This window comes from Streptomyces sp. RLB3-17 (assembly GCF_007113425.2).
Classification (GTDB): Bacteria; Actinomycetota; Actinomycetes; order Streptomycetales; family Streptomycetaceae; genus Streptomyces; species Streptomyces mirabilis_D.
Genome location: NZ_CP041610.2, coordinates 3,708,471 through 3,729,542, shown reverse-complemented (window position 1 = coordinate 3,729,542; position 21,072 = coordinate 3,708,471). Strand labels below are relative to the sequence as shown.

Here is a 21,072-nt window from a genome sequence, read left to right as displayed (position 1 = left end):
GTAGACCTCGTACGACCTGGTAGATCGCGTACGACCTCGTACGACCTCGTCAGAACAGTCCCGACAGGAGCCGACCCCCATGCCCCTCTCGCCCCCACCCGACCCGACCCGGCGACTCGCCCTCTACGCCCTCGCCGTCTGCGTCCTGTCCGTCGCCGCGGCCGTCGTCTCTTTCGTCCAGGGCAGCTGGCTGGGGATCGTGTGGGTGCTGCTGGCCGGACTGTCGTCCAACATGACGTGGTACTACGCGCGGCGCGGCAGGTCCGTCAGCTGACCGAGCAGAACTCGTTCGTGCCCTGCCAGAAGCGGTAGAACTCCTGGCCGCAGTACGTCTGGATCTCGTTGATCCCCAGGCTGTTCAGGAGCGAGTGGATCACGTCGAAGAAAGCCGTGTTCACCGACGGGATCCACAGCACCGCGAACACGAACAGCAGGCCGAACGGGGCGAACGGCTCCACCTGGCGCTTGACGTTGTACGACAGCCAGGGCTCGATCACGCCGTAGCCGTCCAGGCCCGGGACCGGCAGGAAGTTCAGGAGCGCGGCCGTGACCTGGAGCAGCGCGAGGAACGCCAGCGCGAACTGGAAGTCCCGCGGCACGCCGTCCAGGGCGTGCAGCCAGAACGGCGCCGTGCACACGACGGCGAACAGCACGTTCGTCAGCGGACCCGCCGCCGAGATCAGACTGTGCTTCCAGCGGCCCTGGATCCTGTTCCGCTCGATGAAGACCGCCCCGCCCGGCAGACCGATCCCGCCCATGATCACGAAGATCACCGGCAGCACGATGCTCAGCAGCGCATGCGTGTACTTCAGCGGGTTGAGCGTCAGATAGCCCTTCGCGCCGATCGAGATGTCGCCGCTGTGCAGGGCGGTGCGCGCGTGCGCGTACTCGTGCAGGCACAGGGAGACGATCCAGGCGGCCGTCACGAAGAGGAACACGGCCACACCGGGCTGCTCGGCGAACCCGGTCCATGTCGCCCACCCGGTCACCGCCATCACGGCCACGATCCCGACGAAGACGGGGCTGATCCTCCGGTCGCTGCTGCGACGGGAAGCGGCGGTGGTCATGGGGCTCCTCTGACTGGTACGCATGGTGCTGGGCCTGCCCGACCGTACCGGGCTCGCAGGGAAAACGTCTCGCGATCGGTCATTGGTTCCGGAGAGGGTGGGGGCCTGAGACAGTCACACCACCGGAGACAATGGACCCCGTGCGCTACCGGATCCTTGGCACCACCCAGGCACTCCGCCCCGACGGCACGCCCGTCGTGCTCGGCGGGGCGCGGCTGCGCGCCCTCCTGACCGTGCTCGCGCTGCGGCCCGGACGGACCGTGCCCGCGGCCGTCCTGGTGGACGAGGTGTGGGACGGCGATCCGCCCGCCGACGCGCCGGGCGCGCTCCAGGCCCTGGTGGGACGGCTGCGCAGGGCGCTCGGGCCGCAGGCGGTGGACTCGGGGGACGGCGGCTACCGGCTGGCCGCGGGCGCCGACGACATCGACCTGCACCGTTTCGAGCGGCTCGCGGGGGAGGGCGTCCGCGCGCTCGCCGACGGCGACTCCACGAAGGCGGCCGAGGCCCTCGACGACGCCCTCGCCCTGTGGCGCGGGCCGGCCCTCGCGGACCTCCCGGACCGGGCCGCCGAGTCGGCCCGCTGGGAGACCCGCCGCCTCGACGTACGGCGCGCCCGGTTCGCGGCGGCCCTCGCCCTCGGCCACGCCGAACAGTCCCTGCCCGAGCTCACCGCCCTGTGCGACCTCCACCCCCTGGACGAGCCCCTGCACGTCCTGCGTCTGCGCGCCCTGCGCGACGCCGGCCGCCCCGCCGAGGCCCTCGCCGCCTACGAGTCCGTACGGGAGCTGCTGGCCGACCGCCTGGGCTCCGACCCCGGCCCCGAACTGCGCGCCCTGCACGAGGAGTTGCTCAGCCCGGCCGACGACGGCGGCAGGGCGCACGCCCGGCGCCCGCGACCCCGCTCCACGGACCTGAACGAGGACCGGGCCGCACCGGCCGCACATGGCCGCTCCGCATCCCCGCCCCCCGGCAACCTCCGCGCCCGGCTGACCTCCTTCGTCGGGCGGGCGGCGGACATCGACACGATCCGGGAGGATCTGGCGGCGGCTCGGCTCGTGACGTTGCTCGGGCCCGGTGGGGCCGGCAAGACGCGGCTGTCGCAGGAGGCGGCGGAGACCGTGGCGGACACCGCGCCGGACGGGGTGTGGCTGGCCGAACTCGCGCCGGTCGAGGACCCGAACGCCGTGCCCGAGGCCGTGCTCACCGCCGTCGGAGCCCGCGAGACCGTGCTGCGCGGCGCCGGTGCCGAGGAGATGCGGGCCGCCGCCGACCGGCACGACGACCTCCATCGGCTCGCCGAGTACTGCGCCAAGCGGCGCATGCTGATCGTCCTCGACAACTGCGAGCACGTCGTGGACGCCGCCGCGCGTCTCGTCGAGGAGCTGCTGGAGCGGTGTCCGGGCCTGACGGTGCTGGCCACCAGCCGCGAACCCCTCGGCGTACCGGGGGAGTTGCTGCGCCCCGTGGAGCCGCTGCCGGAGCCGTTCGCGCTGCGGCTGCTGGCCGACAGGGGGGCCGCCGCCCGCCCGGGTTTCCGGGTCGAGGACGACCCCGCGGCCACCGCCGAGATCTGCCGCCGCCTCGACGGACTGCCGCTCGCCATCGAACTCGCCGCCGCCCGGCTGCGGATGCTCACCCCGCGTCAGATCGCCGACCGGCTCGACGACCGGTTCCGGCTGCTGACCTCCGGCAGCCGTACCGTCCTGCCGCGCCAGCAGACCCTGCGCGCCGTGGTCGACTGGTCCTGGGACCTCCTCGACGAGGACGAACGGGACGTGCTGCGGCGGCTGTCCGTCTTCGCGGGCGGCTGCGACCTCGCCGCCGCCGAGGCCGTCTGCGGACCGGCCGCCCTGGAAGCGCTCGGCTCGCTCGTCGACAAGTCCCTCGTCGTGGCCGCCCCTTGGGGGGACGGCGAGATGCGCTACCGGCTCCTGGAGACCGTCGGCGAGTACGCGGGCGAGCGGCTCGACGAGTCGGGGCAGCGCCCCGCCGCCGAGCGCGCCCACCTCACGCACTACCGCGAACTGGCCCGCACCACCGACCGCCGGCTGCGCGGCCCGGGCCAGCGCGCCGCCATCGCACGGCTGGAGACCGAGTCGGAGAACATCCGCGCCGCCCTCCAGCACGCCGTCGCCGCCCGCGACGAGCAGGAGGCGCTCTGCCTGGTCCTCTCCCTGGCCTGGTACTGGCAGATGCGCGATCTGCGGCAGATGGCCCGCCACTGGTCCCGCGAGGTCATGGCCCTCGGCCCGGACCCCTTCGCCGAGCCCGCGCGGCCGGCCGCCCCGCTGCTGGAGAGCTGCACCGACACCCCGCCGCCGATGCGCCCCGAGGTCCTCGAAGAGGCCCGCCGCGGTGTCCACCTCGTCCATCTCTCCTGCATGGACATGGACATGGCGGCCTGGGACACCCCGCAGGCCAAGCGGAAACTGGGCGTCATCAGCGAGACCTACCGCCCGGGCCAGCCGCAGACCTGCCGCAGCCCCGGCAACCTCTGGTTCTACGCCGTGATCCTGACCGGCGACATCGAGCGGATGCGCTCCGTCATCGACGCGACCGTCCAGACCTGCCGCGAACTCGGCTACGAGTGGGAACTCGCCGTCGCCCTCCAGATGCGTGCCAACATCCTCGCCAACCGGGCCACCTGGGCGGGCGACGCGACCCGGGACGCCGACGAGGCACTGGAACTCTTCACCCGGCTCGGGGACGCCTGGGGCGCCGCCGAGGCGCTGTCCGCACGCGGTGAGGCCCACGAGCGCCGGGGCGAGTTCACGCTCGCCGCCGCGGACTACACGGAGGCCATGACCCACGCCGAAGGGCTCGGCGCGCACGCCCAGACGGCAGTCCTGAGCACCCGGCTCGGCGGTGTGCTCATCGAGTCCGGCGACACCGAACGCGGCGAGCGGTTGCTGCTGCAGGTCCTGGAGCGCGGCGACGGCGCCTACAACGAGGCCATGCCCGCCTCCCGGCTGTTCCTGGCGATGTGGATGGCCCGCAGCGGCCGGGTCGCCGAGGCACGCGAACACATGCGGGTCCTGCGCGAGAACTTCGAAGCGGTCACCTTCGTGGTCTTCGACGGGTTCGTGGTGGGTGTCGAGGCCTGGCTGGACGCGCTCGAGGGGCTGCACGAGTCCGCCCTGGAGAAGGTGCGGCAGGCGCTGGCGCGGGCGGGCGACCCGTTGTCGCAGATCATCGCCCCGCACATGCCCTCCGCGCATCTGACCACCGCTGCCATCGCCCTCACCGGTCTGGACGGCGGCCGCCGCGTCCGCGACGCGGCCGTGCTGCTCGGAGCCGCCGACCATCTGCTGCCGCCCGGGCACTTCGTGGGCCCGATGGAGGACGAGGTGCGCGTACGGGCGGAGGCCGACGTACGGGCCGTGCTGGACGACGCGACGTACGAGGCCGCGTACGCCGAGGGCGGCGGGCTCTCCCTGGAGGAGGCCGCCGCCCTCGTGTGACGCGGACCGGGGGTGACGCGGACCGGGGTTCTCGTGGTCCTGTGCGCGAACGTCAGCTCTTGGTGCGGAACTTGTGGATCGCGATCGGCGCCATGACCAAGGTGAGCCCTGCCGTCCAGGCGAGGGTCACCCACAGGCTGTGCGTGACCGGGCCGCCGACCATCAGGCCGCGCGTGGTGTCCGCGAGCGCGGACAGCGGGTTGTAGTCGGTGAAGTTCTGCAGCCAGCCGGGCATGGTCCGGGTCGGCGAGAAGATGGACGAGCCGAACTGCAGGGGCATCAGCACCAGGAAGCCCATCGCCTGCACGGACTGCGCGTTCTTCATCGTCACCCCGAGGACCAGGAAGATCCACATCAGGGACGAGCCGAAGAGGACGGAGAGCCCCACGGAGGCGAACAGGCCCGGCCAGTTCGTGATGTCGAAGCCGACCAGCACGCCGACGATCATGAGGATCGTCGTCGCGACGAGCATCCGCATCAGCTCCACCACGATCTTGGCGAAGAGCACGGAGCCCTGGCCGATCGGCAGGGTGCGGAAGCGGTCCATCACCCCCTTCTGGAAGTCCTCGTTGAAGCCGGTGCCGACGGCCGTGGCGATGTTCATCGCCGTCATGGCCATCAGACCGGGCACCACGTACTGCACGTACCTGTCCTGCCCGCCGCCGAGCGACTGCCCGATGGAGCCGCCGAAGACGTACACGAACAGCAGGGTGAAGACGACCGGCATCAGGACGGCGTCGAACATCGACTCCGGGTCCTGGCGGATCCACAGCAGGTTGCGGCGGACGAGGGCGCCGATGTGGCGCGCGTGCGCGCGGGGCGAGATGCGGGGGTCGCCCTTCGCGGCGAGGGGGGTTTCGACAACGGCGGTACTCATGCGGAGACCTCCTCGTAGGCGCGGGCGGGGGCGGCGTCCTGCGGGGCACTGGCCTTGTGGCCGGTGAGGGACAGGAACACCTCGTCCAGGCTGGGCAGTTCGGTGGAGATGGAGCCGATGGTGATGCCGCGCGCGGTGACCGCGCCGACCACGGCGGTGAGCTGTTCGTCGCTGAGGATCGGGACCAGCACGGTGCCGGTCTCGGTGTCCACGACCGAGGCGGCGAGACCGGTGAGCCCCAGTTCGTCGAAGAGGGAGGCAAGCGGGCGCAGCTCCAGCGGGTCCACCGGGCGGATGCGCAGTGTGCGGCCGCCGACCCGGGCCTTCAGCTCGTCGATCCGGCCGCTGGCGATGACCTTGCCGCGGTCGATGACCGTCAGCTCGGAGGCCAGCTGCTCGGCCTCCTCCATGTACTGGGTGGTGAGCAGCACGGTGGCGCCGTCCGCGACCATCCGCTTGACCTCCTTCCACACCTCGTTGCGGGTGCGCGGGTCGAGCCCGGTGGTCGGCTCGTCCAGGTAGAGGACGGACGGGTGGCCGATCATGGAGGCGGCGAGGTCGAGACGGCGGCGCATACCGCCGGAGTACGTCGATGCCGGGCGCTTGGCCGCCTCGGTGAGCGAGAAGCGCTCCAGGAGCTCGTCGGCGCGCCGGCGGGCGTCCTTGCGGGGCAGGTCGAGCAGCCGCCCGATCATGTACAGGTTCTCCCAGCCGGGGAGCTTCTCGTCGACCGAGGCGTACTGACCGGTCAGGCCTATCACTCGGCGCAGCTGGCGGGGCTGCGTGAGCACGTCGTAGCCCGCGACGGTGGCCCGGCCGGCGTCGGGGGTGATGAGGGTGGACAGGATACGGACGAGGGTGGTCTTGCCGGCACCGTTGGGACCGAGCACCCCGAGGACGGTTCCCTCGCGGACGTCCAGGTCCACGCCGTCCAGAGCCTTGGTCTCGCCGTAGTGCTTGACCAGCCCCCGCACGGAGACGGCGCTGCGGGCGCCGCTGTCGGGGTTCTTGTCGATTCGCGTCATGCCCATCAAGGTGCCAGCGCCCACCGACAAACCACCTACAGCTCGCCTACAGCGCCGTACGCTCGCCGATATATCGCCGACAGACGTTCGTGCGTATCACCGTGGTGTGGGCGTCGCGCGTACGGCAACAGCCCGCCGACGGGGGAAATCGGCGGGCTGTCTTGGTGCCGCAGTGGCTCAGTGGACCGAGTGCTCCTCAAGAGGGAACGTTCCGCCGACGACGTCGTCCGCGAACGCGCGCGCCGCGTTGCCCATGACCTCGCGCAGATCGGCGTACTTCTTCACGAACTTCGGCATCCTGCCGCCGGTGAGGCCGAGCATGTCGGTCCACACCAGGACCTGCGCGTCGGTCTCCGGACCCGCGCCGATGCCGACGGTCGGGATGTGCAGGGTGCGCGTGACCTCGGCGGCGAGCTCCGCCGGGACCAGCTCCAGGACGACCGCGAACGCGCCCGCGTCCTGGACCGCCTTGGCGTCGCGCAGCAGCTGCTGGGCGGCCTCCTCGCCGCGGCCCTGGACGCGGTAGCCCATGGAGTTCACGGACTGCGGGGTCAGGCCGATGTGCGCCATCACGGGGATGCCGGACTCCACGAGCAGCTCGATCTGGCGGTGCGAGCGTTCGCCGCCCTCCAGCTTCACCGCGCCGACCCCGGCCTCCTTGACCAGGCGGGTGGCGGAGCGCAGGGCCTGGACGGGGCCCTCCTGGTACGACCCGAAGGGCAGGTCGCCGACGATCAGGGCGCGGCTGGTGCCGCGCACGACCGCGGCGGACAGCATCGTCATCTCGTCGAGGGTGACGGGGACGGTCGTCTCGTACCCCAGGTGGCAGTTGCCCGCCGAGTCGCCGACGAGCATGACCGGGATGCCGGCCTCGTCGAAGACGGACGCGGTCATCGCGTCGTAGGCGGTGAGCATCGGCCACTTCTCGCCGCGCTCCTTGGCTGTGGTGATGTCGCGGACCGTGATGCGGCGGGTGCTCTTGCCTCCGTACAGCGCCTTGCTGCTGTCGGTGGTCGCCCGCGCACCCTCCACGGGCTGCTTCGGGGCAGCCGAAAGCTGCGTCATCGCAACGGCTCCTTCTGTCATCTCGAGGCGCCCTGACGGCGTCCCCGGACCCCCTACATGGTGGCACCTCGTGCCACCGGGGGCCAGACCGGGTCGAGCGATGTACGTCTCCGGTCCACCCGTGATGTGCGTTTCGGGTGGACCGTAGGCCCATCTCTTCGTAAGGTCTCTGTAAAGGATTTACGATACGAGACGGTCCCGTATCGGAAATCGCTAGGCTCGGCCCCATGACAACTCCCGCAGCCCACGTCGAACGGCGCGTGCCCGAAGCGGTTCATCGGCGCCGCTGGGCCATTCTCGGCGTGCTCATGCTCAGCCTGTTGATAGTGGTGCTGGACAACTCCATCCTCAACGTCGCGATCAAGACGATCTCGACGCCGGCGCCCACCGGACTCGGCGCCACCCAGAGCGAGCTGGAGTGGGCCATCAACGCCTACACGCTCGTCTTCGCGGGGCTGCTGTTCACCGCGGGCCTCTTCGGCGACCGGTTCGGCCGCAAGAAGGTCCTGCTCGCCGGACTTGCCGTCTTCGGCACCGGCTCCGCGCTGGCCGCGGAGGCCGGATCACCCGTCCAGCTCATCGTCTTCCGCGCGCTGATGGGCTTCGGCGCCGCCTTCGTCATGCCCGCGACCCTCGCCGTCCTCATGAACGTCTTCGAGCGCGAGGAGCAGCCCAAGGCCATCGGCATCTGGGCCGGCGGAGTCGGCATCGCCATCGCCATCGGCCCGATCACCGGCGGCGTGCTCCTCGCCCACTTCTGGTGGGGCTCGGTCTTCCTGATCAACGTGCCGATCGTGCTGCTGGCGCTCGGCCTGATGTTCTGGCTGGTCCCGGACTCCCGCGACCCGAACCCCGGCCGCATCGACCTCGTCGGCGTCGTCCTGTCGGTCATAGGGCTCGTCCTGCTCGTCTACGGCATCATCAAGGGCGGCCAGCTCGCGTCCTTCACCGACGCGGCGGTCCTCGCGACCATCGGCGCCGGAATCGCCGTGCTCGCCTGCTTCGTCATCTACGAGAAGCGCAGCGACCATCCGTCCATCGACATCACCTACTTCAAGAACAAGGTCTTCTCGGCCGCCATCGCCGCCATCGCGCTCGTCTTCTTCGCGATGATGGGCGTGACCTTCTTCTCCGTCTTCTACACCCAGAGCGTGCGGGGCTACTCGCCGCTGAAGACCGGTGTGCTGCTGCTGCCGCTCGCCGCGGCCCAGCTCTTCTTCGCACCGCGCGCCCGCCTCGTCGTCGACCGCTTCGGCAACCGCGCCACATGCACCGCGGGCCTGGTGCTGCTCGCCGCGATGCTCGGCGCCTTCGCGACCCTGGACGCGGACACGCCGATCTGGCTCCTCGAGGTCATCTTCTTCCTCATGGGCACCGGCATGGCGCACATCATGACCCCGACCAGCGTCGTCATCATGCAGGCCCTGCCGCGCGAGAAGGCCGGCTCCGCCTCCGCCCTGAGCAACGTCTTCCGTCAGGTCGGCGGCGCCCTCGGCATCGCGGTCCTCGGCTCGGTCCTCTCCTCGGCCTACCGCACCGGCATCGAGGACAAGCTCACCCTCCTGCCGGCCGGCCTGCGGCACACCGCGGGCGAGTCCATCGAGGCCACCCTCGGCGTCGCCGCCAAGCTCGGCCCCCGGGGCGACGCCCTCATCGCCCCGGCCAACGACGCCTTCCTGCACGCCATGCACGTCACCGCCCTGTGCGGTGCGAGCATCGCGCTGGTCGGCGCCGTGATCGTGGCCCTGTTCCTGCCGGGCCGCAGTTCGACCCCGCAACAGGGCAAGGAGGAGACGGAGTTGGTGGCCGCCGAGCACTGACGGGGCGCGGCAGGGAGAATTGCGCCAGTACCACCAAGGAAAGGAGCGACACGTGAGCCTCGCGGACAGCCCAGCCAGGCAAGAGGGGTCCCCCCGGGGGCGTCCCCGCAGCGAGGCCGTGGAGCGCTCCATCATCGAGGGCGCGATAAAACTCCTGGAGGACGGCGTCCCCCTCGCGGAGATCTCCATCGAACGCCTGGCCAGGACCGCGGGCGTCGGCAAGGCGACCATCTACCGCCGTTGGAGCGGCAAGGAGGAACTCTTCGTCGACGTCATGCGCGCCACCGAGCCCCCGGACACCGAACTCCCCGGCACCTCGATGCGCGACGACCTGATAGCCCTTCTGGAGCCGCTGCGCCAGCGGGGCCTGGCCAGCCGCTCCTCGGCGCTCCTGCACAACGTCTACGCCCAGATCAAGTCCAGCCCCAAGATCTGGGCCGCGTACCAGGCGATCGTCATCGAACCGCGGCGTCTGACCACCTTCGAGGTCCTGCGCCGTGGACAGCGGGACGGCGAGCTGCGCGACGACGTGGACATCGAGGTCATCAACGACCTCTTCGTCGGCCCCATGCTGGTACGCGCCGTCATGCGCCCGGACGCCGAACTCCCCGAGGACCTGGCCGAACAGATCGTCGACACGGTACTCGCGGGACTGCGTCCCGACCGGCCCTAGTTCGTCCTCTCGTTCATCCTCGTATTCATCCTCGTATTCATCCTCCCGGCCGATGCGCCGAATGTGCGCGTTTCGTCACAGAGGCCGCGCTCCGCCCCGTATTCGGAACTCAGGACGTCGAGTTGTTCGTCCTCGTGCCCGTACGGCCGTCCCCGGACGGCGAGATCGATGCCGATCATCCCCTAGGGTCGTAGCCGAGGGGCTGACGGTGTGCACGGCAGGTTGTGAGGCGACGGTATGGCGCAGGCGTACGTGACGGAGACGGGCAGCGACGGCTCGGGGCCCGAGCGTCGGGGTCCCCGGCTCCGGCGCCTGCTGGACAGGCTCAGGCGCTCGCTGGGTTCATGGCGCGGCGACCGGGGCGTCTGGCGCCGTGGACTGATCCTGGCCGCGCTCGCCCTGATCCTCGCCCTGGTGATGCTGCTGCACGCGCAGATCCCCAACACGATCGGCAACCTCGGCAGTCTCACCGAGACGTTCCTGCCGTGGCTCGGCATCCTCATCCCGGTCCTGCTGGTCCTCGGCCTCGTACGGAAGTCCGCGACCGCCCTGATCGCCGTCGTGCTGCCCGCGATCGTCTGGTTGAACCTGTTCGGCGGACTGCTCACCGACCGGACCGGTGCCGGCGGCGACCTGACCGTCGCCACGCACAACGTCAACGCGGAGAACCCGGACCCTTCCGGTACCGCCCGTGACGTGGCCGCGTCCGGCGCCGACGTGGTGGCCCTGGAGGAGCTGAAGGCCACGGCGGTTCCCACGTACGAGAAGGCGCTCGCCCCGACGTACAGGTACCACTCCGTGCAGGGCACCGTCGGCCTGTGGAGCAAGTACCCGATGTCCGGAGCCGAGCCCGTCGACATCAAACTGGGCTGGACGCGTGCGATGCGCGCCACGGTGACGACGCCGAACGGCGAGGTCGCGGTGTACGTCGCCCATCTGCCCTCGGTCCGGGTGAAGCTGCAGGCGGGGTTCACCGCCCGCCAGCGCGACCGGAGCGCCGACGCGCTCGGCGAGGCGATCGCCACCGAGTCACTGCGGAAGGTCGTCCTGCTCGGCGACCTCAACGGCACGATGAACGACCGCGCGCTGAACGCCGTCACCTCGCAGATGCGCTCCACCCAGGGCGCGGCGGGCAGCGGCTTCGGGTTCAGCTGGCCCGCGGCGTTCCCGATGGCCCGGATCGACCAGATCATGGTCAAGGGCATCGAGCCGGTGACCTCGTGGACCCTGCCCAGGACCGGCAGCGACCACCTCCCGATCGCCGCCAGGGTCAAGCTCGCGGCAACCGGGTCTTAACCTCCTGGAATACTGGGCCTGCGAGACTTTGTTCCACAGGTGAACTTATGGAGCCCGTGCACACCGGTGTGCACGGGCGCGTCCGTGCGCGCCTGCGCCCCAGACCACTGGAGCGCACGCCCACGAACCCGGGCACGTCCCCGCCCGTCCGGTTCTCCTCTTTGCACTCCGCTCCTCTGAAAGGCCCCTCATGCCACTGGCCCTGCTCGCCCTAGCCGTGGGCGCCTTCGGCATCGGTACCACCGAGTTCGTGATGATGGGCCTGCTGCCCGACGTCGCGGACGACCTCCACATATCCATCCCCAGCGCCGGACACCTCGTCTCGGCCTACGCCCTCGGCGTGGTGATCGGCGCCCCGCTGCTCGCCGCGGCCACCGCCCGGATGTCCCGCCGCAAGGTCCTCATCGCCCTGATGGGGCTCTTCGTGGCCGGCAACGCGCTCTCCGCCTTCGCCCCCGACTACCACTGGCTGCTCGCCGCCCGCTTCGTCAGCGGTCTGCCGCACGGCGCCTTCTTCGGCGTCGGCGCCGTCGTCGCCACCAACCTCGTCGCCCCCGAGCGCAAGGCGCGCTCCGTCTCGCTGATGTTCCTCGGCCTGACCGTCGCGAACATCGCGGGCGTCCCCGTCGCCACCTTCATCGGCCAGCACTTCGGCTGGCGGGCCACCTTCCTCGGCGTGAGCGCGATCGGTCTGGCGGCGATAGCCTCGCTCGCGTTCCTCATCCCGCGCGACCACACGCACGGCCCCACGGGCGGCCTGCGCGGCGAGCTGGCCGCCCTGCGCTCGCTCCCCGTCTGGCTGTCCCTCGGTACGACGGTCGCGGGCTTCGGCGCCCTCTTCTCCGCGTACAGCTACATCACGCCGATGCTCACGGACTCCGCCGGGTACGCCGACTCCAGCGTCACGCTGCTGCTCGCGCTGTTCGGCGTCGGAGCGACGGTCGGCAACCTCGTGGGCGGCCGCCTCGCGGACCGCTCCCTGCGCGGCACCCTCTTCGGCGGACTCGTCTCGCTGGTCACGGTCCTCGCCCTCTTCCCCGTCCTCATGAGCGCCCAGTGGAGTGCGGCCGTCGCGGTCACCCTCCTCGGTGCCGCCGCCTTCATCACCGGCTCACCCCTCCAGCTGATGGTCATGGAGAAGGCCTCCGCGGCGCCGTCCCTGGCGTCCTCCGCCAACCAGGCCGCGTTCAACCTCGCGAACGCCGGCGGTGCGTGGATCGGCGGCATCGCGCTGGCCGCGGGCTTCGGCACGACGTCGCCCGCGCTGGCGGGTGCTCTGCTCGCCGTCCTCGGCCTCGCGGTCGCCGCGACGGCGTACGCCGTGGACCGCCGCCGCGCCGAGGTCCCCGCCCCCACACCGGGCCGCCTGGTCGCGACCCATGTCCCCCCGCACCCGGAACACGCGAATCACTGATCTGCCTCGCCCGTGAACGCGGGACGAGCGCAGGCTTTGAGGGGCGCGGGGAACTGCGCGCCCAGCCCCCACCGGCCGCAGCCAAAGAACTCCCCCGGGGGGTCTGGGGACGGAGCCCACAGGTCCGAGAGGGGACGGGTAGGGGCGGCGGGGGCGAAAGACCCCCGCCGCCCCGACGGCGTCACGCGTGCTCGCGCCACCGATTGGTGATCGGAAGCCGCCGGTCCTTCCCGAACCCCTTGGCGGAGATCTTCGTGCCCGGCGGATACTGCCGGCGCTTGTACTCCGCCGTGTCCACCATCCGCAGCGTCTTCACCACCAGCTCCCGGTCGAACCCGGCCGCGACGATCCCGTCCGCCCCCTCGTCCCGGTCCACATACCGCTCGAGGATCGCGTCCAGCACGGGATAGTCGGGGAGGGAGTCCGTGTCGACCTGGTCGGGCCGGAGTTCCGCGCTCGGCGGCTTGGTGATCGAGTTCTCGGGGATCGGCGGGGTCTGCCCCCGCTCGGCCGCCGCCCGGTTGCGCCACTCCGCCAGCCGGAAGATCGACGTCTTGTACACGTCCTTGATGGGCCCGTACGCGCCCACGGAGTCGCCGTACAGCGTCGAATACCCGACCGCCAGCTCGGACTTGTTCCCCGGCGCCAGCACGATGTGCCCCTCCTGGTTGGAGATGGCCATCAGCATCGTGCCCCGCAGACGTGACTGGAGGTTCTCCTCGGCCAGCCCGGTCAGCCCCAACGACGACATATAGGCGTCGAACATCGGCTCGATCGCCACCGTCCGGAAGTTCAGCCCCGTCCGCCGCGCCAGCTCCGCCGCGTCCCCCTTGGAGTGGTCGGAGGAGTACTTCGACGGCATCGACACCCCGTACACGTTCTGCGCGCCCAGCGCGTCGCACGCGATCGCCGCGACCAGCGCCGAGTCGATGCCGCCGGACAGTCCGATCAGCACGGACCGGAACCCGTTCTTCGCGACGTACGCCCGCAGTCCGACGACCAGCGCCGAGTAGACCTCCTCGTCGGCGTCGAGCCGCTCCGCGTACCCGCCCGCGAGCTCCGCCTCGTACGCGGGCAGCGGCTCCTCCGACAGCACCAGCCGCTCGATCCGCAGCCCGTCGTCGACGACACCCGTCACCGGCTCGGCGGCGCCCGCCGGCAGCTCCAGGTCCAGTACGACGCACCCCTCCGCGAACTGCGGCGCGCGTGCGACGACCTCCCCGTCCCGGTCGACCACGATGGAGTCGCCGTCGAAGACCAGCTCGTCCTGTCCGCCGATCATGGCGAGATAGGCGGTGGTGCAGCCGGCCTCCTGGGCCCGCTTGCGCACCAGTTCGAGACGGGTGTCGTCCTTGTCGCGCTCGTACGGCGAGGCGTTGATGGACAGCAGCAGCCCGGCCCCGGCGGACCGGGCCGCCGGCACGCGTCCGCCGTCCTGCCAGAGGTCCTCGCAGATGGCGAGGGCCACGTCGATCCCGTGCACCCGCACGACCGGCATGGTGTCGCCGGGCACGAAGTAGCGGAACTCGTCGAACACGCCGTAGTTCGGGAGGTGGTGCTTGGCGAAGGTCAGCGCCACCCGGCCCCCGTACAGTACGGCGGCGGCGTTCTGCGGGGCGCCGGCCGGCTGCCCGTACTTCGGCTGGGCGGTCTCGGACCGGTCGAGGTAGCCGACGATCACCGGCAGTTCCCCGAAGCCCTCGTCGGCCAGCCGCGCGGCCAGCGCGCGCAGCGCCGCGCGGGAGGCCTCGACGAAGGACGACCGCAGGGCCAGGTCCTCGACGGGATACCCGGTCAGCACCATCTCGGGGAACGCCACCAGATGCGCTCCCTGCTCGGCGGAGTGCCGGGTCCAACGGACGATCGCCTCGGCGTTGGCGGCGAGATCGCCGACGGTCGAGTCGATCTGATTCAGGGCGAGGCGTAGTTGAGGCACGGGCCCAGTGTAATCGTCAGAGCGACACAATGGGGTGTGGGGCGCCCCACGTGGAGACGCCCGGACCTCCGGCGCGGCAGTGCGGTGAACGGCGCCGGCCGCCCCCACCGGGCCCGGCTCCTCGTCATCATGCCCGGCAACTTACCCCCACGGGGTATCCCGCACCGCTGGGCCGCCGATCCGCCCGGAAACGCCGACGCCCGCCCCTCGACGAGGGGCGGGCGCGGTGGAGATGTGACGGAGGACCGTCAGTGACCGTGCTGGGAGCGGTACGACTCGACGTAGTCCGAGGTGGGCGTGCCCACACCGGTGACGTCGTCGTAGCCGCGCACGGCCTTCAGGGAGCTGTCCTTGCCGAGGCTGCGGACGGAGGTGAGCAGACCGCCCGACGCGTCGAAGGAGTTGGCGAAGTCCACGCGCGCCACGGCGAGTTCGGAGCCCGTGGGGGTGTCCGTCACGTCGTGGTAGGCCTTGGAGCCGTACTTCGCGTAGATCGTCGGGTTGGCGAAACCGATCGCCTTGCCCGCCGCCTCCTGGGCCAGGGCCTGGACGGCCGCGATCACCGGCGCGGCGAGCGAGGTGCCGCCGATCCGGTACTCGCTGTACTGCTGGGACCCGTCCGGGAAGGTCTGCGTCTGGCCGACCTTGAAACCGGTGTTGGGGTCGGCGACCGCCGCGATGTCCGGCACGGTGCGCATGGCCGTCGTGCCGTTGGCCTTGGCGAGCGCGCCGGGCACGACACCCTTCTGGTAGAAGGGCTGCGCCACGGTCTTGCTGGTGCCGCCGCCCGCGCCCGAGGTGAACGCGCCCGGGAAGCCGGTCCAGCTCTTGCCGTCGGCCGCGAGGGCGGCCTTCTCGGTGCCCCAGCCGGTCTCGAACTGGTACTTGTCACCCTTGCCGACCGCCAGCGACGTACCGCCGACCGCCGTCACCCACGCCGAGTTGGCCGGGGTGTCGACCTGCTTCGTCTTGGTGTTGGCGACCTCGTCACCGTTGTCACCGGAGGAGAAGTAGAAGCCGATGCCCTCGACCGCGCCGAACTGGAAGGTCTGGTCGTAGGCGGCCGCGAGGTCCGGCGTCTGGTTGGCCTCGATGTCGCCCCACGAGTTGGAGACGATGTCGGCCAGGTGGTTGTCGACGATCTTGTTCAGCGAGTCGAGCAGATCGTTGTCGAGGCAGGACGCGGCACCCACGTAGGTGATGCTCGCGTCCGGCGCGACGGCGTGCACGGCCTCGACGTCGAGGGTCTCCTCGCCGTACCAGCCGGCCGCCCCGCACGCCTCGGTCTGCGTGTAGGTGCCGGGCAGCACCTGACGCAGCTGGCTGCTGTTGTACGCCGAGTCACCGTGGTTCTTGGCGTACGTGGCCGCGTCGAACGCGATGGTCGGCGAGGCGTACGCGTCGGTGATGGCGACCCGCACGCCCTTGCCGGTGCGCTTGCCCGCGCCGTAGGCGGCGCGCAGCTGCTTGCCCGTGTAGCCCTGGATCGCGTACGGGATCTTCGTGCCGTACGCGTCCGGCAGGGTGCTCGCGATGTTCGAGCCGAAGTACGAGGAGAACGGCCCGGAGTTCTTGAACACGGCGTCCGGGGGCGGCAGCGTGTCGTCGTGCGTCGCCTTGTGCGGGGCGTTGTCCAGGCCGGTGACGGTCAGGACGGCGCCGTTGAGGGCGGCCGGCGCGGAGGCCGTCTTCGACGGCGCCCGGTAGGTCTTGTTGCCCTTGGCGTAGTTGTGGAGCTGGGTGCCGAACGCCTTCTCGGCGGCGGCCACGTCACCGGTGACGGAGACGTAGTGCTGCGTGGTGCCGGTGACCTTCAGGCCCGCCGACTTCAGCCACGAGGTCACCGCGGCGACCTGCGCCTTGGTGGCACCGAAGCGGGCCTGCGTCTGCTTGGCGCTGAGGTACTTGCCGTACGAGGCCGAGTTCGGGTCGGACACGGCCTTGGCGTACGCGGCCAGACCGGAGGCGTTCCGGCCGGCGAAGTAGACCCGGGCGGAGACCTGGGAGTTGTCGGACGAGGCCCCCTTGTCCGCCTTCGCCGTGGCCCACGCGGGCTTGGTGCCCGTGAGGGTGTCCCGGCTGGGACCGTCCGCGGCGTTGGCCGTGGGTATACCGAGCGCCAGCGCACCGGCGAGCAGCGGCAGTGTCGCTGCCATGCTCACTCCGGCGCGCATGGTGGCGCGATTGGATCTCATAAAACCCCCTGCGATGCGGTTCGTCGCATGTGTGGTCGTTCGTGATGTGCGAAACCGTGTGCCGGAATTGAGGACGCACGGAATGGATCACGCTGGGGGTCACTCTGGCGATGAACCGTTCATGCCAGGGGAATGAGAAGGCCAAGGAAACACCAAGTGGCCGCGAATAAAGGGTGTTTGGGACGGTATGACGTCACCCTCGCCCCGGATGTAGGGATATCCCTCGTTTTCTTGTAAAGGGGTTCCCAACTTCTGTGAGCGTATTGCGACATCGGCGGGTTCATGATTCGTCCCGGCGACGGTAAGCGCTTCGCGGCCCGGGGCGCGCAGGGGCTTTGAGGCGGCCGGAGTCCGAAGAGTCCCACCGCGGCGGCCACGCCGGCCCACTCCCGGCTGACCGGCGCGGTCGCCCACCCGGCGGGAGAGACGGACGGGTCCGGGGTTCGACACCCCGGACCCGTTCACGCACAGCCGTTCACACGCAGCCGTTCACCCCTGGCCGTCCTCGGCCTAGGGCCTGTCCGGCGGATCAGGTCGGAGGGAAGCAACGGCGCCTCATCAGCGCAGATGGGCGTGCCAGACCTCGCGTCTCCGGCATGATCCGCCGGACAGGCCCTAGTCGCGGGCCTTCGCGCCCCGCTCCTTGAGCATGTCCGCCATCAGCTGGATCTCCGACTGCTGCGCGTCGACCATGCCCTGCGCGAGCTTCTTCTCCACGCCGACCGTGCACTTCGCGACGCAGCCCTCGGCCATGTGGATGCCGCCCTTGTGGTGGTCGGTCATCAACTGCAGGTAGAAGACCTCCGCCTGCTTGCCGTTCAGCGTGTTCAGCTTCTTCATCTCGGTGTTGGTCGCCATGCCGGGCATCAGCGCGCCGTCCTTGCCGGACGCCATGTCACCCATGCCCATCCACGTCATGGGCGCGTCCGACGACACCTTCGGCAGCTCCCACAGGTCGAGCCAGCCCAGCAGCATGCCGCGCTGATTGGCCTGCGTCTGCGCGATGTCGTACGCGAGCCGTCGTACCTCCACGTTGTCCGTACGGTCGCGCACGATGTACGACATCTCGACGGCCTGCTGGTGATGGACCGCCATGTCCCGCGCGAAGCCCGCGTCCGCCGAGTCGGCCGACGGCACCTTCGTCCCCGAGGACCCCGAGCCGTCGCTCTCGGCGACCGCGTACGTGATCGCCCCGGCGGCCACCAGCACCGCCGCCGTGGTCCCCGCGATCCAGCCCACCTGGCGCATCTGGCTCACTGCGACAGGCCGTTGGTGCAGGCGGCGCCCGGCTCGGGCGTCTGCTTGCCCTGCACGAACTCCGAGAAGAACTTGTCGACGTTCGGGTCGCTCGCGCTCGTCACCGTGCGCTGCTTGCCCCACGCGCTCAGCATGATCGGGTCCTTCTGGTCCTCGACGGGGCTCATCAGGGTGTACGGCGTCTTCTTGACCTTCGCTTCGAGCGCCTTCACGTCGGCGTCGGAGGCCTTGCTGTTGTACGTCACCCACACCGCGCCGTGCTCCAGCGAGTGCACGGCGTTCATGTTATTGATCGCCTTGCCGTAGACGTCGCCGTTGCAGTTCATCCACACCGGGTTGTGGTTGCCGCCGACCGGGGGCTCCATCGGGTACTTCACGGTCTTGGTGACGTGGTTGCGGGACAGCGTCCCCGACCAGGTCTCCACGCCGTCCTTGCCCGTGACGAAGTGCCCCGAGCCCCCCTTCGAGTCGCTCGCCGAGGTGCTGCTGCTGTCGGACTGCGACTTGACCAGGACGACACCGCCGACGACAAGACCGGCAACTATGACCGTGCTGGCCGTGATCGTGAGGATCCGGTTACGACGCTCCCGGGCGCGCTCGGCCTTGCGCATCTCTTCTATGCGCGCCTTGCGCTGCGCGGAGGTGGTGTTCTTGGCGGAACCCATGGCGAGTCCTTATGGGGATGGGACGGTCGGGTCCGCTGATCGTAATGGGACGGGGGTGCTCAGTACGAAGGGAGGTCACAGAATGTCCAAAGGAGACACCCTGTGGCGCAGCCCCGCAAAGGTGGGAGGCGGTGCTGTTCGGATGGTCCGTGGATAATTTGAGCGGCAGATGCGTATTAACTACGCTGGCGGCATGAGGCTGCTGCGCTCCACCGATCTGGCCCTGCGTGTCCTGATGCGGCTCGCCGTCGCCGACGGGTCGACCCCCACCACCCGCGAGGTCGCCGCGGACATGGACGTCCCCTATACCCATGCCGCGAAGGTCGTCGCCGAACTCCAGCACCTCGGACTGCTCGCGGCCCGCCGCGGCCGCGGCGGCGGCCTCGGCCTCACCGAAGCGGGGCGTACGGCTTCGGTCGGCACGATCGTCCGCACCTTCGAGGGTGACGGTGACGTGGTCGACTGCGAGGGGGCCGCGCCCTGCCCGCTCCACACCGGCTGCCGACTGCGGGGCGCGCTGCGGCGGGCTCAGGAGGCGTTCTTCGCCTCGCTGGACCCGCTGACGGTGGCGGACGTGGTCGCCGCGCCTACGGGGCCGCTGCTGCTGGGGATCTCCGGCAGGCCGACCTCGGGTCTGACATCCGATGGCGGATGACACCTGACGAAATCTGTTATCTGTTATCTGCCATCGGTCATCTGTCAGCTGACGTCTGATATCTGAAGTCCGCCGCCTGCTATCTGCCGCCTGCCGCCTGCCGTCCGTCATCTGTCATCCGTCATCCGCCTCAGCCCTGCGCAAGCCAGAGATCCGGCCCGAACACCTCGTAGTGAATGTCGGCCGGAGCCACCCCCTTGTCGATGAGTTGCCCCCGCACCGCCCGCATGAAGGGCAGCGGCCCGCACAGGTACGCGCGCGTGCCCGACGCGACGGCCACGGCGGAGAGGTCCGCGCGCCCGGGGCGGCCGGCGCCCTCGGCGTCCTGCTCGTACCAGAAGTGGACGGCGGCGTCCGCGAGCTTCGCCGCGTACGCCTCGTGGTCGGCGCGCAGCGCGTGGTCGGCGGGGGAGCGGTCGGCGTGGACGACCGTGACGGGGGCGTGGTGTCCGGTGAGCGCGAGCTGTTCCAGCATGGCGATCATCGGGGTGACGCCGATGCCGGCGGAGGCGAGCAGCACCGGCGCGTCCGTGTCGTCGAGCACCAGATCGCCGTACGGCGCGGAGAGCTCGATCGTGCTGCCGACGTGCACACGCGTGTGGAGGTGGTTGGACACTTCGCCGTCGGGGCCCGAGGCCTCGCCCTGCACCCGCTTGACGCCGATCTGCCGTACGGGGGAGCCGGGGGCGCTGGAGAGGCTGTACTGGCGTATCTGGTGGGCGCCGTCCGGCAGCTCGACGCGTACGGACACGTACTGGCCCGCCCGGAAGTCCGGCAGTGGCCCCCCGTCGGCCGGGCGCAGCCGGAAGGTGGCGACGTCGGTGGTCTCCTCGACGCGTTCCACGACCTCCCAGGCCCGCCACCCACCCCTCCCGTCGCCGTGCTGTGCGTACAGCCGCCGCTCGATGGCGATGAGGGCGTTCGCCATCAGCCAGTAGACCTCGTCCCAGGCGGCCTCGACCTCGGGCGTGACCGCGTCGCCGAGGACCTCGGCGATCGCCGCGAAGAGGTGCTCGCGCACGGTCGCGTATTGCTCGGGGGCGATCCCCAGGGAGGCGTGTTTGTGCGCGATGCGGTTCAGCAGCACGTCGGGGCGCTCGTCCGGCCGCTCGACGAGGTGGGTGGCGAAGGCGGCGATGGATCCCGCGAGGGCCCGGCGCTGGGTGCCGGAGGCCTGGTTGCCGCGGTTGAAGAGGTCGCGGAGCAGTTCCGGGTGGGCGGCGAAAAGCCTTTCGTAGAAGCGGTCGGCGATCTCGCCGATGGCGGCGCCGACGGCGGGGAGGGTGGCGCGCACCGTGGCGGTGGACGGCTCGGACAGCATGGGGACTCCTCAAGTGCCTGGGACGGAACGTCAAGTGCCTGGGAAGGGAGGGGGGTTGCGATCCCCGTTTCTGCCCCGCACAGTAATAAAACTTGCATCTAAGATGCAAATTAAAGCTCATGAGGAGAGAGTCTGGGGGTCGGCCATTACAGACAGGCGGATGAGCAGGCAGTATGGGCACCAGAGCAGGACACCTGCCGTACGCGAGGCGTTCAGACCGCGGTCGCCCGGGCGATCATGGTCCGCAACGCGCATGAAATGGTGTTGTGGTGGGATGCTCAGGTGCCCCGACCGTCCCCGAGGCGTGGGAGCAGGCGGCCTGACCAGCAAGGATGGGTGGAAGCG

General features: G+C 70.5%; 16 protein-coding genes. 7 read left to right on the top strand and 9 right to left on the bottom strand.

All coding sequences use genetic code 11. The annotated features are described in order from the left end of the window. Positions 1–79: 79 nt before the first annotated feature. Positions 80–274 (top strand): hypothetical protein, encoded by a 195-nt coding sequence (locus FNV62_RS17225; protein WP_054230851.1) that lies wholly within the window; start codon positions 80–82, stop codon positions 272–274. On the opposite strand, the gene FNV62_RS17220 is transcribed toward FNV62_RS17225, so the two are convergent. Then, positions 267–1,067 carry a site-2 protease family protein gene (locus tag FNV62_RS17220; protein ID WP_054230850.1) on the bottom strand — a complete coding sequence of 267 codons (801 nt, stop codon included), beginning with the start codon at positions 1,065–1,067 and terminating at the stop codon, positions 267–269. The genes FNV62_RS17225 and FNV62_RS17220 overlap by 8 nt on opposite strands. 131 nt (positions 1,068–1,198) lie before the next feature. On the opposite strand from FNV62_RS17220, the gene FNV62_RS17215 reads away from it, so the two are divergent. Next, positions 1,199–4,528, top strand: coding sequence for an AfsR/SARP family transcriptional regulator (locus FNV62_RS17215; RefSeq protein WP_144315366.1), 3,330 nt, complete (start codon positions 1,199–1,201; stop codon positions 4,526–4,528). Positions 4,529–4,580: 52 nt separating this feature from the next. Here the strand turns inward: FNV62_RS17215 and FNV62_RS17210 are convergent, their stop codons facing one another. From FNV62_RS17210 to panB, 3 genes are all read right to left on the bottom strand, one after another. Next, on the bottom strand, positions 4,581–5,405 hold the full coding sequence (locus FNV62_RS17210) for an ABC transporter permease (RefSeq protein WP_143607895.1): 825 nt from the start codon (positions 5,403–5,405) through the stop codon (positions 4,581–4,583). Continuing rightward, positions 5,402–6,430: an ATP-binding cassette domain-containing protein gene (locus FNV62_RS17205; protein WP_060902020.1), complete on the bottom strand. Its 1,029-nt coding sequence runs from the start codon at positions 6,428–6,430 to the stop codon at positions 5,402–5,404. Before FNV62_RS17205 ends, FNV62_RS17210 begins: the two co-directional genes overlap by 4 nt. A gap of 177 nt (positions 6,431–6,607) precedes the next feature. Then, entirely contained in the window at positions 6,608–7,495 is an 888-nt protein-coding gene (gene panB, locus FNV62_RS17200) for a 3-methyl-2-oxobutanoate hydroxymethyltransferase (RefSeq protein WP_060902016.1), read from the bottom strand. A gap of 227 nt (positions 7,496–7,722) precedes the next feature. Between panB and FNV62_RS17195 the strand changes: the two genes are divergently transcribed. From FNV62_RS17195 to FNV62_RS17180, 4 genes are all read left to right on the top strand, one after another. Next, positions 7,723–9,315 (top strand): MFS transporter, encoded by a 1,593-nt coding sequence (locus FNV62_RS17195; RefSeq protein ID WP_143607894.1) that lies wholly within the window; start codon positions 7,723–7,725, stop codon positions 9,313–9,315. 52 nt (positions 9,316–9,367) lie between these two features. After that, complete coding sequence (locus FNV62_RS17190; RefSeq protein WP_075026511.1) at positions 9,368–9,988, top strand: TetR/AcrR family transcriptional regulator; 621 nt, start codon at positions 9,368–9,370, stop codon at positions 9,986–9,988. 237 nt (positions 9,989–10,225) lie between these two features. After that, positions 10,226–11,284, top strand: a complete 1,059-nt coding sequence (locus FNV62_RS17185; RefSeq protein ID WP_097284415.1) for an endonuclease/exonuclease/phosphatase family protein — start codon at positions 10,226–10,228, stop codon at positions 11,282–11,284. Between the two features lie 190 nt (positions 11,285–11,474). Beyond that, positions 11,475–12,698 carry an MFS transporter gene (locus tag FNV62_RS17180; protein ID WP_097284414.1) on the top strand — a complete coding sequence of 408 codons (1,224 nt, stop codon included), beginning with the start codon at positions 11,475–11,477 and terminating at the stop codon, positions 12,696–12,698. A gap of 181 nt (positions 12,699–12,879) precedes the next feature. On the opposite strand, the gene FNV62_RS17175 is transcribed toward FNV62_RS17180, so the two are convergent. The 4 genes from FNV62_RS17175 to FNV62_RS17160 all read right to left on the bottom strand — a co-directional run bounded on the left by FNV62_RS17175 (position 12,880) and on the right by FNV62_RS17160 (position 18,751). After that, a complete protein-coding gene (locus tag FNV62_RS17175) occupies positions 12,880–14,634 on the bottom strand; it encodes an NAD+ synthase (protein ID WP_164657628.1) in 1,755 nt (584 codons plus the stop codon). A gap of 248 nt (positions 14,635–14,882) precedes the next feature. After that, positions 14,883–16,790, bottom strand: a complete 1,908-nt coding sequence (locus FNV62_RS17170) for a protease pro-enzyme activation domain-containing protein (protein ID WP_179858148.1) — start codon at positions 16,788–16,790, stop codon at positions 14,883–14,885. A gap of 654 nt (positions 16,791–17,444) precedes the next feature. After that, complete coding sequence (locus tag FNV62_RS17165) at positions 17,445–18,077, bottom strand: DUF305 domain-containing protein (RefSeq protein WP_054230838.1); 633 nt, start codon at positions 18,075–18,077, stop codon at positions 17,445–17,447. 5 nt (positions 18,078–18,082) lie between these two features. Then, positions 18,083–18,751, bottom strand: a complete 669-nt coding sequence (locus tag FNV62_RS17160; protein ID WP_144315364.1) for a DUF3105 domain-containing protein — start codon at positions 18,749–18,751, stop codon at positions 18,083–18,085. A gap of 193 nt (positions 18,752–18,944) precedes the next feature. Here FNV62_RS17160 and FNV62_RS17155 point away from each other — a divergent pair, with 193 nt between their 5' ends. Then, positions 18,945–19,406 (top strand): Rrf2 family transcriptional regulator, encoded by a 462-nt coding sequence (locus FNV62_RS17155; protein ID WP_097284412.1) that lies wholly within the window; start codon positions 18,945–18,947, stop codon positions 19,404–19,406. A gap of 130 nt (positions 19,407–19,536) precedes the next feature. Here FNV62_RS17155 and FNV62_RS17150 read toward each other — a convergent pair whose 3' ends face one another. Continuing rightward, complete coding sequence (locus FNV62_RS17150) at positions 19,537–20,727, bottom strand: globin domain-containing protein (RefSeq protein ID WP_144315363.1); 1,191 nt, start codon at positions 20,725–20,727, stop codon at positions 19,537–19,539. Positions 20,728–21,072 lie beyond the last annotated feature (345 nt).

Coding starts and splice junctions, on each gene's coding strand:
- FNV62_RS17225 (WP_054230851.1), top strand. CDS start 80: ATGCCCCTCTCGCCCCCACCCGACCCGACCCGGCGACTCGCCCTCTAC.
- FNV62_RS17220 (WP_054230850.1), bottom strand. CDS start 1,067: ATGACCACCGCCGCTTCCCGTCGCAGCAGCGACCGGAGGATCAGCCCC.
- FNV62_RS17215 (WP_144315366.1), top strand. CDS start 1,199: ATGGACCCCGTGCGCTACCGGATCCTTGGCACCACCCAGGCACTCCGC.
- FNV62_RS17210 (WP_143607895.1), bottom strand. CDS start 5,405: ATGAGTACCGCCGTTGTCGAAACCCCCCTCGCCGCGAAGGGCGACCCC.
- FNV62_RS17205 (WP_060902020.1), bottom strand. CDS start 6,430: ATGACGCGAATCGACAAGAACCCCGACAGCGGCGCCCGCAGCGCCGTC.
- panB (WP_060902016.1), bottom strand. CDS start 7,495: ATGACGCAGCTTTCGGCTGCCCCGAAGCAGCCCGTGGAGGGTGCGCGG.
- FNV62_RS17195 (WP_143607894.1), top strand. CDS start 7,723: ATGACAACTCCCGCAGCCCACGTCGAACGGCGCGTGCCCGAAGCGGTT.
- FNV62_RS17185 (WP_097284415.1), top strand. CDS start 10,226: ATGGCGCAGGCGTACGTGACGGAGACGGGCAGCGACGGCTCGGGGCCC.
- FNV62_RS17180 (WP_097284414.1), top strand. CDS start 11,475: ATGCCACTGGCCCTGCTCGCCCTAGCCGTGGGCGCCTTCGGCATCGGT.
- FNV62_RS17170 (WP_179858148.1), bottom strand. CDS start 16,790: ATGGCAGCGACACTGCCGCTGCTCGCCGGTGCGCTGGCGCTCGGTATA.
- FNV62_RS17165 (WP_054230838.1), bottom strand. CDS start 18,077: ATGCGCCAGGTGGGCTGGATCGCGGGGACCACGGCGGCGGTGCTGGTG.
- FNV62_RS17160 (WP_144315364.1), bottom strand. CDS start 18,751: ATGGGTTCCGCCAAGAACACCACCTCCGCGCAGCGCAAGGCGCGCATA.
- FNV62_RS17155 (WP_097284412.1), top strand. CDS start 18,945: ATGAGGCTGCTGCGCTCCACCGATCTGGCCCTGCGTGTCCTGATGCGG.
- FNV62_RS17150 (WP_144315363.1), bottom strand. CDS start 20,727: ATGCTGTCCGAGCCGTCCACCGCCACGGTGCGCGCCACCCTCCCCGCC.